We start from the raw sequence: 14,958 nt of genomic DNA on the forward strand, positions 1-14,958 counted from the left end.
ACCGCGCTCCGCGCGACGCCCGTCGCGTGGTGCGTCGACGGGCCTACTTCGACATGCCGGGGCAGTACTGCTCGACTTCGGTGTTCACCTTGTCGATCTCGGCGTCGAAGGACGGGTCGCCGAATTTCTCGGCGCGCAGCATCTTCGCGATCGTCGCCGCGTAGTTCGCGATGGCCGTCTTCACCGCCGGGTCGACCGCCTTGGCCAGCTCGGCGTCGACCGCCTTGCTGATCCGGCCGAGGATGACCTCGCCCTTTGCCTGTGCCTTCGCCTGGGCGGCCTTGTCCCCGCTGACACTCGCCGCGGCCAGCTCACCGACCACCGGCAGGAGCGCTTCCTCCTCCGCCTCATAGACCGCCTTGACCGCCGTGCACACGGCCTCGGTGTTGGCCTTCACGTCGACCGTCGGGCTCGGCGCGGCGGCACTGCTCGCGGCGCCGCTCTGCGCTGCGGCGGCGGTGTTGTCCGGCTGCTGCGTGCACCCCGTGGCCAGCCCCACCGTGGTGGCAAGGGCCAGCGCCAGAAGAACTCGTTGCGATCGCACGTCATGCTCCCCGTCTCGTGAACCAAGCACGCAGATGATAGAGACCACCACCGACATTTTCCGACCTGTGCCGGTCAGCGCCGGGTCGCGAACGGCCCCGGGCGGACACCGCCCGGGGCCGTGCGGCATCCGACGCCTCAGAAGTCGTCGTCGAAGCTGACCGTCCCGGTGACGCCGACCTGGTACGCCGAGACGCGCCGCTCGAAGAAGTTCGACAGCTCCTGCACGTCCTGCAGGTCCATGAACCCGAACGGGTTGGCGGAGCCGTACAGCGGCGCGATGTCCAGCTGCGCCAGGCGACGGTCGGCGACGTGCTGCAGGTACTGGCGCATGTCCACGGTGGACAGTCCGGAGACGCCCTGGCCCAGCAGGTCCTCGGCGAACTGGACCTCGCACTCGACGGCCTCGGCGAGCATGTCGCGGACCTGCGCGGCCAGCGCGTCGTCGAACAGGTCCGGCTCCTCGGCGCGGACGACGGCGATGACGTCGAACGCGAACGCCATGTGCATCGACTCGTCGCGGAACACCCAGTTGGTGCCGGATGCGAGGCCGTGCAGCAGGCCGCGGGAGCGCAGGAAGTACACGTAGGCGAACGCGCCGTAGAAGAACAGGCCCTCGATGCACGCGGCGAAGCAGATGAGGTTGAGCAGGAACGCCCGCCGGTCGTCCCGTGTGGACAGTCGCCGCAGCGAGCCCAGGGAGTCGATCCAGCGGAAGCAGAACCCGGCCTTGCGGCGGATCGACGGGATGTTCTCCACCGCCGCGAACGCCTCCGCCCGGGCCGCGTCGTCCGGCAGGTACGTGTCCAGCAGGTTCAGGTAGAACTGGACGTGCACGGCCTCCTCGAACAGCTGCCGGGACAGGTACAGGCGGCCTTCGGGGGAGTTCACGTGCTGATACAGGTTGAGGACGAGGTTGTTGGCGACGATCGTGTCGCCGGTGGCGAAGAACGCGACGAGCCGGCCGACGAGGTGCCGCTCGGCCGGGGTGAGCTTCGCCAGGTCGGTGAGGTCGGTGTGCAGGTCGACCTCCTCGACCGTCCACGTGTTCTTGATGGCGTCGCGGAACCGGTCGAAGAACTGCGGGTACCGCATGGGCCGCAACGTCAGATCCATGCCGGGGTCCAGGAGACTCACTGGCACGCCTCGCACGACTCGGGGTTCTCCAGCGAACACGCAACCGCGTCCTCAACTGGAGCCACCAGGGACACCGTCGCCTGCTGGATGCGCGTAGCGGGGCGGGACCGCAGGTAATAGGTGGTCTTCAAGCCGGCCTTCCACGCGTACAGGTACATCGAGGAGAGCTTGCCGATGTTCGGCGCGCTCATGAACAGGTTCAGCGACTGGCTCTGGTCGATGTACGGCCCGCGGGCGGCGGCCAGGTCGATGAGCGCCCGCTGCGGCAGCTCCCACGCGGTGCGGAACAGCGCCCGGGTCTCCGCCGGTAGCGCCGCGACGCCCTGCACGGACCCGTCGGCGCGCTTGATCTCCTCCCGGACCTGCGACGTCCACAGGCCGCGGGACTTCAGCTCCCGCACCAGCGCCGTGTTGATCTGCAGGAACTCACCCGACAGGGTCTCCCGCTTGAACATGTTGGACACCTGCGGCTCGATGCACTCGTAGCACCCGGCGATCGACGCGATCGTGGCCGTCGGCGCGATCGCGATGAGCAGCGAGTTGCGCAGCCCGTACGCGGCGATGCGTGCCCGTACCGCAGCCCACCGTGCCTCCTGGGTCGGGATGACGCCCCACAGGTCCGGTTGCAGGTCGCCGCGGGCCGCCCTGGTCAGCTGATACGCCGGGTGCGGGCCGTGCCGCTCGGCGAGGTCCGCGGAAGTCTCGAGGGCGGTCAGGTAGATTTCCTCGGCGATGCGCGTCGACAGTTCCCGCGCCTCGGGCGCGTCGAACGGCAGCCGCAGCGCGAAGTACACGTCCTGCAGGCCCATGACGCCGAGCCCGACCGGCCGCCACCGCGGGTTCGACGCGGCCGCCTCCACGCTCGGGTAGTAGTTGATGTCGATGACCCGGTCCAGGAACGTGACCGCGGTGCGGACCGTCGCGCGCAGCCGCTCCCAGTCGATGCCGTCGCCGGCCACGTGCGCGGCGAGGTTGACCGAGCCGAGGTTGCACACGGCGGTCTCGCCGTCGCTCGATACTTCGACGATCTCGGTGCACAGGTTCGACAGGTGTACGACCTCGCCGGGCGTGCCGGTCTGGTTGCTGAGCCGGTTCGACGGGTCCTTGAACGTCATCCAGCCGTTGCCGGTCTGCGCCAGGGTGCGCATCATCTTGCCGTACAGGTCACGGGCCTTCACGGTCCGCACGGCGCGCTGCTCCGCGGCCCGGTATGCCTCGTCGAAGGCTTCGCCGTACAGATCCGGCAGCTCCGGCGCCTCGGCCGGGTCGATGAGCGACCAGTCCGCGTCCGCCTCGACGCGGCGCATGAACTCGTCGGGGATCCAGTTGGCGAGGTTGAGGTTGTGGGTGCGCCGCGCGTCCTCGCCGGTGTTGTCCCGCAGCTCCAGGAACTCCTCGACGTCCGGGTGCCACGGCTCCAGGTAGACGCACGCCGCGCCCTTGCGCCGTCCGCCCTGGTTCACGGCGGCGACCGACGCGTCCAGGGTGCGCAGCCACGGCACGATGCCGTTCGACAGGCCGTTGGTACCGCGGATCAACGCGCCCCGCGAACGTACCCGCGACCACGAGATGCCAATCCCACCCGCGAACTTCGACAGCTTCGCCACCTGTGCGTACCGGTCGTAGATCGAGTCGAGCTCGTCGCGAGGCGAGTCGACGAGGAAGCACGACGACATCTGCGTGTGTGCCGTGCCGGAGTTGAACAGGGTCGGCGAGCTCGGCAGGTACGCCAGCGACGACATCAGCCGGTAGAACCCGATCGCCTCGGCAGGGGTGGTCGACAGCCCGCACGCGACCCGCAGCAGCCAGTACTGCGGCGTCTCCACGACCAGGCGCGTCGTCGGGTGCCGCAGCAGGTACCGGTCGGCGACGGTCCGCAGCCCGAAGTACTCGAACCGCAGGTCCCCGCTCAGGTCGACGGCGTCGTCGAGCTTGCGCGCGTTGACCGCCACGAACTGCGCGGTCTCGGCCCCGATCAGCCCCTCGGCGTGCCCCACCCGGACCGCCTGGCTGAACGACGCGATGCCCTGCCCGCGGACCTCCTTGTCGAGGTACGCCGACAGCAGCCGAGCCGCCAGCCGCGAGTACTGGGGCTCCTCGCCGATCATGTCCGCCGCCGTCTGGATCGACAGCCGGTCCAGTTCCGCGGTGGTCGCGCCGTCGTACAGGCCGCTGATGGTCTTCGTCGCCACCCGCAGCGGGTCGACGTCGTCGAGGTCGTCGGCCCACCGCCCGACCGCCCGCACGATCTTGTTCACGTCGACCGGCTCGCTGGCGCCGTTGCGCTTGCGGACCTGCATCTGCGCCCGCCGCTGGACCGGCACTTCCTCCGCGGTCATCTGCGTGAGTGTCACCCTTGGTGCTCCTCTTGCTCGTCTCCGGAAAGAGGCGAACGCGGGACACGCAGGCGGAGCCGGCACGGCCGCCGCCGGCGACCGGGCACGTCACAGCCGTCGGCCGTCCCACGCGACCTCGGACCGCCGCACTCCCGTCCTCGGGCGCGGCGCTGCTGGCAGGTCTTCGGACTCGCGGGCACGGTCACGGCACGTGCCGCGAACCTCCTACCGGCCGTCACTTCCCAGGCCCGGATGGCCCAGTGTTTGCTCGACGGCTTTCGTTCCCACTCACCGCTGCGGGGCAGTCCCGGTCTCACACCGGGTTCCCTCTTGCCTCGACCGGACTGGATACCCGGCCGAACCAGCTGCGCCACGGACTATATCTGGTACCCCATCGCAGCACGCACACCCACATGTCGTGCCGCGTGTCGGGCAGGTCCGCCAAGGGTTAGTCGCCCAGCCCGTCGATGTGGTCACGCAACCGGTCGACGAACCTTCGCGGCTGCCGGGGTACCCGTGGCGGCGGCGCGGCTGCCGCCGTGGGTGGCAGCTCACCGCGCTCCTCCGCGAAGGCGCGCAGGATCTCCCGCTCCGTCGCGCGGACAGCAGCAGGCACGACCACAGTCACCCTGATAGAACCGGCGGACGATCCGAGCCCGTCAGTACGTCCACCGGAGAAGGGAACCCGGTCGCCGTGCTGGACACCGGGCTGCAAGCGGACCGTGACGGTCCCGTCGTAGGCCTTGTACCGCAGTGTGGTGCCCAGGGCCGCGACCGCCATCGGCAGACGTGCGAAGGCGTACCCGCGGAACAAGTCGCCGGAGAGATCCCCACGGTCGTCCGGCCTGGTGGCAACGAACTCATCGAGCAGCAGCCGTTGGGTGGCGGTCAGGTCGGTCGGCGTCGGCACGTCCACGTGTATCTCGAGGTTGCCCCGTCCCGCGCCGGCAGCGCGGGGCAGCCCCTGGCCCTGGACCAAGATCGTCGAGCCGGGCTGTGTCCCTGGCTCCAGTCGCAGCACCTCGTGACCGTCGAGGATCGGAATCCTCATGGTGCCACCGAGCGCTGCCAGGGCCATCGGCACCGTGAGCTGGTAGTGCAGGTTGTCGCCGGCGCTGCGCAGCGGCCCCGCCTTTTCGCGGACCGTGACATAGAGGTCGCCGGCGCTGTGTCCGCCCTCGCCGTGGTTTCCCTGACCGCGTACCCGCAGGGTCTGGCCCGCTCGTACGCCGGCCGGGATGCGCAGCGCGAACCCGCTCAGTTGCCGGTTGCGCTTCGCTCCCGAGCACGTGAGGCAGCGGCTGTTGACGACCTCGCCGGTGCCCCCGCACACCCCGCACGGAACGCTGCGCTCCAGTGTCAAGTCGATGGTCGTGCCGAAGACGCATTCCCGCACGCTGAGGGGCAGCTCGACGGACAGGTCCGACGTGGAGCGCTCCTGTACCCCGAACACGCGCTCGAACGTATCCGGATCATGTCGCTGCCGGCCCCCGCCGTCGCCGGCTTCGATGACGACGCGGCGGCGCCCGGCCGGGGGATGCGGCGCGCCGCCGGACTGCGGTGCGGCGTTGAACTGTGCACCGGCGCCGGTGCGTGACGGGTCGGCCGCGGATTTCTGCCCGCTGGCCACGGTCGGATGAGGCGCCGACGGGGTGGACCTTGCGCCCGGCCGGTAGGCCACGTTGCGAGCGATCGCCACCAGTCCGCCGGTGTCCCTCTCACCACGCTTGGGAATGGGCCGGCCGCGCGCCCGGAGCCGCTGGTAGATGTGGCGGTACAGGGTGTCGAGATCCAGCAATTCGGGACCGTCGGGGATGCCGTTCTTCAACGCCTCGATCAACTCGCCGGTGAAGGCGGTGTACGGCTCATTGTCCGGTGCGAGCGCGAGCCGGGTCCGGGCGGTCGCGGTGAGCACACACGTGCCGAAGATTTCCAGACCGTCCGGCGTCGGTCCGTCCGGGCTCATCCATGTGCCGAGTGCCCGGCCGCTGTAGCAGCAGTCGATGATGGCCACCTTCCGGCGGGCGCGGCTGGCGTCCAGGAACTCATTGCGGATCCACTTGAACGGAATCGACTCGCGGTTGGGTCGCAGCCGGTCCGCGCCCGGCAGCGCGAGATACACCTCGTCTTCGTCGCGGTCGTCGATCAAGCCGTGTCCGGCGAAGTAGAACAGCAGCGTGTCCGTGGCGCGGTCGGCCTGTTCCCGCAGCACGTCGAGCACCTCGGCGCTGCTGCTCGGCTGGTTGAGGACCCTGCAGTGCGCGCGCGGCAGACCCCACCGACTGGTGTCCTGCAGTAACCGCCGCAGCCCGGCGATGTTGTTTCGCACTGTCGGCAGATCGTCGAGTGCGCCCTCGTCGTCGCCGGCCCTGGCGGCGTGGCGTTGATACCGGGACACCCCCACCAGGACGGCCCGTGACGCTCGCGGATCCGGCAGCGTCCCGGTCATCGGACCGGCCGCCGCTGCATGGCGCCGTTCATCGGTGCCTCCGTCTCCCAGGATCCGGATCACTGACCTTGGGGCGCACGGTGCCGCCCGCACTCACCGCAGCCTACGACCGGGGGACGCCTACGCGGTGCAAGAATCCGAAGGCTGACGCTGTGCCGCAGCCGTTGCGACCGTCGAGCCTGGGCCCATGTCCGGCCGGCGGGTCGCGCGTCAGGTGGGCAGCAGGGACTCCTCGATCACGATGAACGGGTGCACGTGGAGGTGCAGGCTGCCGCGGAGGACGTCGACGTCGGGCGCGATCCGCAACGAGGTGCGAGCGCCGTCCGCCTCGATCGTGACGGTTTGTGGCACCCTCGTGGAACAGGTCCAGCACCGGGCGTCCGTGCCGGGTCCATCGCGTCATGTGGGCGGGGGAGTCCCCATCGTCAGGGCTCGCCGTCGGTTCGACGCCGAACGTCTCGAGGAACTCCCGTGCGCTGGGAACGTGGGGCTCGCGGTGTCGGATCATGATTGCCGGCGTCCTACGGACTGTCCGGCCGGGAGTTCCGGCGCGACCACGACGTCGATGACGGGCTGCTCGAGGCCGGTCGCGCGGCTCGACCGCCAGATCGTGCTGACCCGCAGCCTCCACCGGTCACGTGCATGCAATCGGGGACGGTCTGCGCCTCGACGACGCCCATGTGCAGGAACCGGAGCAGGAACCGGTCGAGATCCTCGGCCAGGGTGCTCATCGGGGCCGGTCGGGCAAGCGTCCCGGCTCGCGCGTCCGCCGGGTCATCCTCGCAGCGTGGTGGCCCAGTCGTCCGGTGCTTGAGCGGGTTCGCCGCTCATAGGTGCGGGCGGCCAGCGGCGGTGTGCCGCCGGTCCCCGCCCGCACCCATGAGCGCGCTGTGCGTGGTGCCGGTGCTGCTCCTTGCGGGCGCGAGCTACCCCGCCAGAGCCGGGCAGTACTTCGCGGCCTCGGCGCTGGCCTTGTCCAGCTCGGCCTCCAGTGCCGGGTCGTCGACGCCGTCCATGGAGCTCAGGAACTTCGAGAACGAGGCCACGAAGTTCTCGATCGCTGCCTTCGCCGCCGGGTCGGCGGCCTTCTCCAGCTCGACGTTGACCGCCTTCGTCAGCCGGGCCAGGACCACCTCACCCTTGGCCTTCGCCGCCGCGACTCCGGCCTTGTCGTCCTTGACGCCGGCGGTGAGCAGCTCGGTGAGGACCGTGGTGATCGCTTCCTTCTCCTTGTCATAGGCCGCTACGACGCCCTTGCACACCGCCTCGGTGTTGGCCTTCGCGTCGACGCTCGGGCTTGCCGCGGCTGCGGCGCTGGTGCCGCCGGCGGTCGCCGAGGCGGTGCTGCCCTTGGCGGCGCCGTCGGTCTCCTCGGCGCACGCCCCGGTCAATCCCACCGTGGTGGTCAGGGCCAACGCCAGGATGATCCGTCGCAACTGCATGTCTGTGTGCTCCCCAGGGGTGGTGTGATCCAAGCCTGCCGAGCATAGAGACGACCACCGACAATTTTCCGGCCCGCGGACCGTGAGACTGACCTCAACCAGCCAGCGACAGATGAGCAGATTCCGGGCAATGCGCACCCGGCGGAAGCATAGGGTGATCACGAGCTGACCGGCGGCAACGCGCTGGTGACAGGTGCGATGACGACGACCCGTCCCGTGTCCACACCACCGACCGGACTGACGTCGGCGCAGGCCTCCCGCCGTGGTTCCTCGTCCTGCGCACCGTCTGGCGGCGCGATCTCCTGCAGCGGATCCTCGGCCTCAAGGACCCGCGCGGCGGCGCGTAGGCTGCGGCCTCGTGACTGTTGACATCGCAGCTGAAACCCCCGGCGACAGCGACGCCGAGGAGACCTTCGAGACGGCCGCCGAAGCCGGCGACGGCCCGTCGATCATCTACACCGCGTACTTCACGGCAGCGGAGGAGCTGGTTGAGCACATCCGCGCCGCGGACGTGCTCAACCTCGGCTTCCGCGTCGAGTCCTACGTCGTCTCCTCGGACGAGGCATCCGACGCCACCCAGATCGAGTTCGAGTTCACCCTGCTCAGCGAGCTGCCCGTCCGCGGCGAGTGACGCCGCACGGCCCGCCACCCGGGGATCGCGACCGGGTGGCGGGCCTGCGGAGCAAACGGAACAAAGCGGGTCAGCAGAACAAAGCGGGTCAGCGGAACACAACGGAGCAGGCGGGTGCGGCTACGCCGCGATCTGGTCGAACTGCTCCCAGCCGCCGATCGCGGTGCGGTTCGCGATCAGCGCCGCGGCGCCCGCGTTCTCCGCGCAGACATAGCGGTTGTTCACCGTGGCCAGCAGGCTGACGGTGCCGTTGCTGTTGCGGATCAGCTTGAACGTCTCCCAGGGGCCGGCCGCGGTGCGGTTGGCGATCAGTGCGGCCGCGCCGGCGTTGTCCGCGCAGACGATCCTGCTGTTGACCCTGGCCCGCAGCGCGATGTTCCCGCCGCCGAGGTCGACGATCTCGAACCGTTCCGCGTTGCCGACGGCCGTGGCGGTGGCGATCAGCGGCGAGTTGCCGCTGTTCGCCGCGGAGACGTAGCGGTTGTTCGCCCTGGACCGGAACGCGACCGCGGTGCCGGTCGGTGGGGTGCTCGGCGGGACGCTCGGGCCACCGGCGATCGGCTGGGTCGGCCGGGTCGCGGTCAGGGGCGTCTCGCGCTTGAACATGCGGCCGCCGTCGGCGGTGATGCGCAGGTAGTAGTCCGAGGAGCAGGCCACGCCGTCGGCGTCGAGCGCGGGTCGGCCGAAGTTCGTCGGCTGCATCGAGGCGTTCTCCGCCGTCTTCGCGATCTGGTTGCCCTCGTTGAACTCGTCGAACATCGACACGTACAGGCCCTGCGCGCCGAGCCGGGTCATGTTGTAGATGTGATGCCAGTAGAAGTCGCCGTGGGCGCGGGCGCCGGCCGACAGGTCACCGGGCATCACGCAGGGCTGGTAGTCGATCCCTCTGGCGTTGCAGTCGGCCTGGTCGCCGACGTTGACGTTGTTGTAGTACGAGTCCAGCCCGCCGATGTCACCGGTGCGGCCGACCATCCACGGCGAGATCATGTTGAACGCGTGGTAGACGTCCAGGAAGCCGGGGCGGGAGTCGTTGACGCCGGTGCGCCACCAGGTCGGCACGCCGCCGATGACGTAGCAGCCCTGGGCCTTGAACCAGTTGATGACGTCCAGGCACGGCGCGGGCGCGAACGGCCGCCCGGGGTCGTTGAACCCGAAGCCCCAGATACACACGACCGGCTTGCCGTTCTGCCGCGCGTACGCCGGCGACGCGGTGTAGGCAGACATCTTCGTCGTCCAGTCGGTCTTGATCTGCGACTGCATGTTCGTCCAGCTGGTGACGTCGTACATGATGTAGAACTTGCGGCCGTAGGCCTCCGCGGCACTGCGGACCTTGACCGTCATCGCGTCGCGGATGGGTCCCTCGCCGCCGACCGGGTTGAAGCGCTGCAGGGCGGCGGTGTCGCAGCCGTAGTCGCGCATCCACTTGAAGTGGGTGTCGACCGTCTGCTGGTCGTAGGACGAGAACAGCTTGGCGGGCTGCCCGTTGCCGAGGTTCGCGTACGCGGTGGTGTAGCTCTTCGTGTACTCGCGCATGTCCGGCCACGAGACGAGGGTGGTGTTGCTCGGCGACGGCGGCTGGCTGCCGTTGGCGCTGTAGTGCCACCACTGGTTGATCGGTGACCCGTCGCCGAGGCAGGCGAACCAGCCCTGGTAACCGACGGAGATCTTGCCGACCACATCACCGGGAGCGCTGGCCGCCTCGGCGGTGCCGGCAACGTACGCGGTGGCACCGAGACCGGCGGCGGCGACGCCTCCGACCAGGATCTGGCGTCGGGAGAGGGTCATGGGGGTGTCCTTCCAGAGGGAACGCGGGCGGCGCGTGCCATGGTGGAGGAGCGCGCCGACGCACCTGCTGGAAACGGCGAACGGTGAGGGATTCGTCGCCGTCGTTGACTGTTGCAAGAGTGTTGCAGGGCTGTCAACGTCTTCATTGGATGACAGCCCGATTAAACCGAGGGTTGTGCCGGACGAAAGACGCATTTAAGGCACAGACATCGGTGGTGTGCGGCGTCATGGTGACGCTTCCTCCGCCGCGTGCCCGGCGACCTCGCCGAAGGACCGGACCGCGAGGCTGGGCAGGTCACCGGTCGCCGGACGCGTCGTGATCGCCGTGCCGTCGCGACGGGTGATCCGGAAGACGTGCTGTTCGCCCGGCAGGAGCGTGACGAGAGCGTCGGCGACGGCGACCGCGCTCGCCTCGGCGCCGAGCGTGGCGGCGAGCCGGTCGGCGAACACGCACACGTCACGCAGGACCGTCACGGCGGTGACCGTGACATGCAGCTCGCCGTCGACGACGGCCAGGTCGGTGCGGTGTTCGGGCCGCGGGGCGCGCAACGCCCGCTCAGGACGGTAGGCCCAGGTGGTCCGCACGCCGTCGGCGTCCACCACGAGCAGCTCGGCGGCCGGGTCCGCGGGCTCGCCGACCTCGGGGTCGACGGGCAGGCGGACGAGCCCTCCGGGCGGGCAGGTGGCCCGCAGGTGCGCTCGGGCGAGTTCCTGGCCGTCCAGCCCGATCCGCCGGACCAGGACCTCCGGATGCCAGGCGGCGTCGCCGTCGTTGACGAGCGCGAGCACGAGCCCCTCCGGGCCGGTCGGGTCGTGCGTCGGTCCCGGGTGGACCGGCTGGATCGTGGCGAGCCGCGGCGCGAACGAGCGGCGCAGGGCGTGCCACAGCGGCTTCTCGATCCCCGCGTGGTCGACGGCCGACCAGCTGATCGCGGGCCAGCAGTCGTTGAGCTGCCACACCACGACCCCGCCGCAGCGGTCGCGGGAGCGCAGCCACTCGACGCCGGCGGACACCGCCCGGGCCTGGACGACCTGGGTCGCGAAGTGCCAGTCGGCGCCGTTCACCGGGGTCGGTACGTGCGGCTGGAGCCCGCGGGTGAGCTTGTGCATGCCGTCGATCGCCCGCAGGTGGTGCTGGGTCAGGGTCGAGTCGGGGCCGGGGGTCTGCCCGTCGACGACGCGTTCGAGCGTGGTCCAGGCGGCCGGACCGCACCAGCCCATCTCGGCGACGAACGCCGGGTCGTGGTCGCGGTAGTGCGCGTAGTCGCCGTCGTTCCAGGGGTACCAGAGGTGGCTCGGCCCGTGCGTGTCCGCGAGCGGGTCCCGCTCGACGGTGCCCGACCAGGGCGAGTTCGGCAGGTACGGGCGGGTCGGGTCGAGCCGGGCGAGCACGCGGGGGAGCACGTCGAGGTAGTAGGCCGCGCCCCAGCCGCGGGTGCCGAGCTGGTCGGCCCACCCCCAGTGGTGCCAGCCGAGGACCGTCTCGTTGCCGCCGCACCACAGCACCAGGCTCGGGTGCGCCGACATGCGCGCGACGGCCTGCTCGGCCTCGGCGGTGACGAGGTCGACCATGTCGTCGTCCTCGCAGTAGGCGGCGCAGGCGAAGAGGAAGTCGTGCCAGACCAGGACGCCGCGTTCGTCGCAGGCGTCGAGGAACTCCTCGGTCGCGAAGTGCCCGCCGCCCCAGACGCGCAGCAGGTTGGCGTTGCCGGCGACCGCCTGGTCGATGCGGGCGGCCACCCGGGCCGGGGTGACGCGGCCGGCGAAGGTGTCGTCGGGGATCCAGTTGTACCCGCGGATCCGCACGAGACGGCCGTTGACGACGAGTGCCCAGCGGGTGCCGGCCTCGTCGGGGGTCTCGTCGACCGTCACGCTGCGCAGGCCGACGCGGACGCCGGTGGTGTCCAGCACGGTGCCGGCGTGCTCCAGCTCGACGTGGAGGCGGTACAGCGGCTGCCCGCCGACGCCGATCGGCCACCACAGCTCGGGATCGGTGACGGCAACGGTGACCGCCACCTCGTCGCCGGTGACCGTTGCCGTAGCGGATCCGGCGGACCGGCCGGCCGGGTCGGTCAGCTCGACCCGGACCTGGGCACCCTCCGGTGCGTCGACCCGGACGTGCGTCGTGACCTGGGCCGAGGTGTGGTCCGCGGCGAGCCGGACGAGCGGCCGGACATGATCGATCCGCCCGGCGTAGGTCTCCAGCCGGATGCCGCGCCAGATACCGGCGGTGACGTGGTGCGGCCCCCAGTCCCAGCCGAAGTTCGCCGCCGCCTTGCGCACGTGGGCGTACGGCTCGTCGTACGGGCTGGGCAGCGGACCGTGCGCGTGTTCGTGCGCGTACGCGGCGTCCCAGGCCGAGGCGAAGCGCACCTCGACGACGTTGTCGCCGGGCTGCAGGGCGTCGTCCACCCGCCACCGGTAGGCCAGGTGCTGGTCGCGGGCGGCCCCGATGTGCAGGCCGTTGACGTAGACGTCGGCGATGGTGTCGAGGCCGTCGGCGACGAGGTCGGTGCGGGTGCCCGGCGTCCGTGTCCACTGGACGCGGCGGTGGTAGCTCCAGTGGGAACGGCCGACCCACGCCTGCGCGTGCTCGCCCCGGCCGACGTCCGGGTCGGTGATGAGGCCGGCCGCCAGCAGGGCGGTGTGCACCTCGCCCGGCACGTGCGCGGGGATGCTCGTCGTGCGGACCGCGTCGGGCGCGGTGTCCGGGCCGTCGACCCAGGTCAGTTGCCATGCGCCGCCCAGGTCGAGCCGGGTGGCGGTGGTGGTCGTCGGTTGGGTGGTGAGTGTCATCCTTTGACCGCCCCTGCGGTGAGAGCTTCCTGCATACGGCGGTTCGACAGCGCGTATGTGATGTAGACCGGCAGCAGCGTGAGCACGGTGCCGGCGGTGAGCACACCGAAGTTGGTGGCGTCGGAGATGAGCGTGGGCAGCGCGACCTGCGCGGTTCGCACGCCCGGTGCGGTGCCGGTGATGGTCAGCGAGAACAGGTACTCGTTCCAGAACGTGAGCAGCTGCAGAATCGTCACGCTGACCAGGCCGGGCATCGCGATCGGGATGAACACGCTGATCAGCAGCCGCCAGTGCCCGGCGCCGTCGAGGGCGGCGGACTCCACCAGCGCGGGCGGCACGGTGCGCATGAACTGGGTGAGCAGGAGCACCGACAGCGGCAGGGCGCTGGCCGGCAGAAAGAGCATCTGGAACTCGCGCGTATAGAACAGGTCCAGCTTGATCGCCAGGATCACGGTGGGGATCAGCGCGGCGAACGGCGGGATGAGGAACCCCGCGGAGAACGCCCCCGTGATCACCCGGGAGAGCCGGTTGTTCTGGCGGGCCAGGGCGTACGCCGCGGGCAGCGCCAACGCCAGGGTCAGCACGATCGCGACGACCGAGATGAGCAGGGAGTTGAGCAGGGCCTGGCCCAGGTCGGCGGTGCGCCAGGCGGTGCTGAAGTTCTGCCACAGCCAGTGCGACGGCAGCGCGAACGGGCGGGTGAAGATCTCGACGTTGGTCTTGAGCGCGCTCACCGCGAGGTAGTACAGCGGCGCGGCGAGCAGCAGCGCGTACAGCCACGACAGGACGGTCGCGGCGGGTGCGCCGGCCCGCCGTGGCCGGCGGGTGACGTTCGGGGCGGTCATCGGGTGTTCTCCATCGGACTGCGCAGCAGCGCGCGGATCAGGGCCATCCCGGCGATGCCGATCAGCAGGAGCACGACCCCGACGACCTGGCTGTAGCCGAGGTCCCGCTGGGCGAACGCCTTCGCGTAGACCAGGTAGGACAGCGTGGTGGACGAGGTGCCGGGCCCGCCCTTGGTGAGCAGGAGGATCAGTGCGGCGGAGGTGAACAGCGTCCAGAGGAACTGCAGCATCGTGAGGGTGCGGACGTAGTCCTTGACCATCGGGAACGCGATCTGCCACATGATGCGGAACCGTCCGGCGCCGTCGATGCGGGCCGCCTCGATCACGTCGGCGGGCAGGCTCGACAGGCGGGCGGCGAACAGCACAGCGGTCCAGCCGACGCCGCGCCACAGGTCGATGGCGATGAGACTGGCGAGGGCGGTGTCCGGGTCGGCCAGCCACGCGGTGGCCCACGTGTCGAGACCGAGCGTGCGGAGCAGGCCGTTGACCCCGCCGTCCGGCGACAGGACCCCGTAGAAGACCATGCCGGTGATCGAGATCGAGATGAGTCCGGGGGAGAAGTACAGCACCGACAGCACCCGGTAGCCGCGCGGCTTGGTGTTGAGGTGGTACCCCAGCATGAACGCCAGCGGGATCATCACCGGGATCACCACGGCGACCTGCACGGCGCTGTTGCGCACCGCGGCGTAGAACGCGGGGTCGGCGAAGACCTTGCTGATGTTCTCCGTCCCGGCGTAGGTGGGCTCGTAGAGCAGCCCTTTCCACCGCAGGGTCGCGATGACGAACATCGCGCCGAGCGGGCCCACGGCGAAGACGGCGAACCACAGCAGGGACGGGACCGTCAGCCAGAGGACGCGGGACGAGTGCAGGCCGCCGCCGCGTCTTCGCCGTTCGGTGACGATCGGCGGCACGGCGCCGGTGCGGGCCAGGGTGCTGGTGGATGCCATGAGACGTTCCTTTGACAAGCGGGGGGCCGCAGCGGGTGCGGCCCCCC

At 70.4% G+C, this 14,958-nt stretch carries 11 protein-coding genes and 1 riboswitch; of the genes, 1 reads left to right on the plus strand and 10 read right to left on the minus strand.

The window, feature by feature from the left end; genetic code table 11:
- Positions 1 to 43: 43 nt before the first annotated feature.
- The 6 genes from AB0K00_RS36260 to AB0K00_RS36285 all read right to left on the minus strand — a co-directional run bounded on the left by AB0K00_RS36260 (position 44) and on the right by AB0K00_RS36285 (position 7,907).
- Entirely contained in the window at positions 44 to 601 is a 558-nt protein-coding gene (locus AB0K00_RS36260; protein ID WP_363530193.1) for a hypothetical protein, read from the minus strand.
- Positions 602 to 681: 80 nt separating this feature from the next.
- A complete protein-coding gene (locus AB0K00_RS36265; RefSeq protein ID WP_363530196.1) occupies positions 682 to 1,659 on the minus strand; it encodes a ribonucleotide-diphosphate reductase subunit beta in 978 nt (325 codons plus the stop codon).
- 17 nt (positions 1,660 to 1,676) lie between these two features.
- On the minus strand, positions 1,677 to 4,019 hold the full coding sequence (locus AB0K00_RS36270) for a ribonucleoside-diphosphate reductase subunit alpha (protein WP_363530199.1): 2,343 nt from the start codon (positions 4,017 to 4,019) through the stop codon (positions 1,677 to 1,679).
- A gap of 154 nt (positions 4,020 to 4,173) precedes the next feature.
- A riboswitch (cobalamin riboswitch) is annotated at positions 4,174 to 4,397 on the minus strand.
- Between the two features lie 67 nt (positions 4,398 to 4,464).
- The gene (locus AB0K00_RS36275) at positions 4,465 to 6,465 is read right to left on the minus strand and encodes a DnaJ C-terminal domain-containing protein (protein ID WP_363530201.1); all 2,001 of its coding nucleotides are present in this window, start codon (positions 6,463 to 6,465) and stop codon (positions 4,465 to 4,467) included.
- Between the two features lie 210 nt (positions 6,466 to 6,675).
- Complete coding sequence (locus AB0K00_RS36280) at positions 6,676 to 6,816, minus strand: hypothetical protein (RefSeq protein ID WP_363530204.1); 141 nt, start codon at positions 6,814 to 6,816, stop codon at positions 6,676 to 6,678.
- A 575-nt stretch (positions 6,817 to 7,391) separates the two neighbouring features.
- On the minus strand, positions 7,392 to 7,907 hold the full coding sequence (locus AB0K00_RS36285; protein ID WP_363530206.1) for a hypothetical protein: 516 nt from the start codon (positions 7,905 to 7,907) through the stop codon (positions 7,392 to 7,394).
- A gap of 358 nt (positions 7,908 to 8,265) precedes the next feature.
- Between AB0K00_RS36285 and AB0K00_RS36290 the strand changes: the two genes are divergently transcribed.
- Positions 8,266 to 8,538 carry a hypothetical protein gene (locus tag AB0K00_RS36290; RefSeq protein WP_363530209.1) on the plus strand — a complete coding sequence of 91 codons (273 nt, stop codon included), beginning with the start codon at positions 8,266 to 8,268 and terminating at the stop codon, positions 8,536 to 8,538.
- A 120-nt stretch (positions 8,539 to 8,658) separates the two neighbouring features.
- Here the strand turns inward: AB0K00_RS36290 and AB0K00_RS36295 are convergent, their stop codons facing one another.
- The 4 genes from AB0K00_RS36295 to AB0K00_RS36310 form a co-directional block, all read right to left on the minus strand.
- Entirely contained in the window at positions 8,659 to 10,323 is a 1,665-nt protein-coding gene (locus tag AB0K00_RS36295; RefSeq protein ID WP_363530212.1) for a lectin, read from the minus strand.
- Between the two features lie 225 nt (positions 10,324 to 10,548).
- The gene (locus AB0K00_RS36300) at positions 10,549 to 13,119 is read right to left on the minus strand and encodes a glycoside hydrolase family 2 TIM barrel-domain containing protein (protein WP_363530215.1); all 2,571 of its coding nucleotides are present in this window, start codon (positions 13,117 to 13,119) and stop codon (positions 10,549 to 10,551) included.
- The gene (locus AB0K00_RS36305) at positions 13,116 to 13,964 is read right to left on the minus strand and encodes a carbohydrate ABC transporter permease (protein ID WP_363530218.1); all 849 of its coding nucleotides are present in this window, start codon (positions 13,962 to 13,964) and stop codon (positions 13,116 to 13,118) included. Before AB0K00_RS36305 ends, AB0K00_RS36300 begins: the two co-directional genes overlap by 4 nt.
- Positions 13,961 to 14,911 carry a sugar ABC transporter permease gene (locus tag AB0K00_RS36310; RefSeq protein WP_363530221.1) on the minus strand — a complete coding sequence of 317 codons (951 nt, stop codon included), beginning with the start codon at positions 14,909 to 14,911 and terminating at the stop codon, positions 13,961 to 13,963. Before AB0K00_RS36310 ends, AB0K00_RS36305 begins: the two co-directional genes overlap by 4 nt.
- Between the last annotated feature and the right edge of the window lie 47 nt (positions 14,912 to 14,958).

This window comes from Dactylosporangium sp. NPDC049525, from assembly GCF_040676755.1.
GTDB lineage: Bacteria > Actinomycetota > Actinomycetes > Mycobacteriales > Micromonosporaceae > Dactylosporangium.

Bases quoted from the DNA above. Each gene is read 5' to 3' on its own strand.
- AB0K00_RS36295 (WP_363530212.1), bottom strand. From the start codon at position 10,323: ATGACCCTCTCCCGACGCCAGATCCTGGTCGGAGGCGTCGCCGCCGCC.
- AB0K00_RS36300 (WP_363530215.1), bottom strand. From the start codon at position 13,119: ATGACACTCACCACCCAACCGACGACCACCACCGCCACCCGGCTCGAC.
- AB0K00_RS36275 (WP_363530201.1), bottom strand. From the start codon at position 6,465: ATGACCGGGACGCTGCCGGATCCGCGAGCGTCACGGGCCGTCCTGGTG.
- AB0K00_RS36260 (WP_363530193.1), bottom strand. From the start codon at position 601: ATGTCGGTGGTGGTCTCTATCATCTGCGTGCTTGGTTCACGAGACGGG.
- AB0K00_RS36265 (WP_363530196.1), bottom strand. From the start codon at position 1,659: ATGGATCTGACGTTGCGGCCCATGCGGTACCCGCAGTTCTTCGACCGG.
- AB0K00_RS36270 (WP_363530199.1), bottom strand. From the start codon at position 4,019: ATGACCGCGGAGGAAGTGCCGGTCCAGCGGCGGGCGCAGATGCAGGTC.
- AB0K00_RS36310 (WP_363530221.1), bottom strand. From the start codon at position 14,911: ATGGCATCCACCAGCACCCTGGCCCGCACCGGCGCCGTGCCGCCGATC.
- AB0K00_RS36305 (WP_363530218.1), bottom strand. From the start codon at position 13,964: ATGACCGCCCCGAACGTCACCCGCCGGCCACGGCGGGCCGGCGCACCC.
- AB0K00_RS36285 (WP_363530206.1), bottom strand. From the start codon at position 7,907: ATGCAGTTGCGACGGATCATCCTGGCGTTGGCCCTGACCACCACGGTG.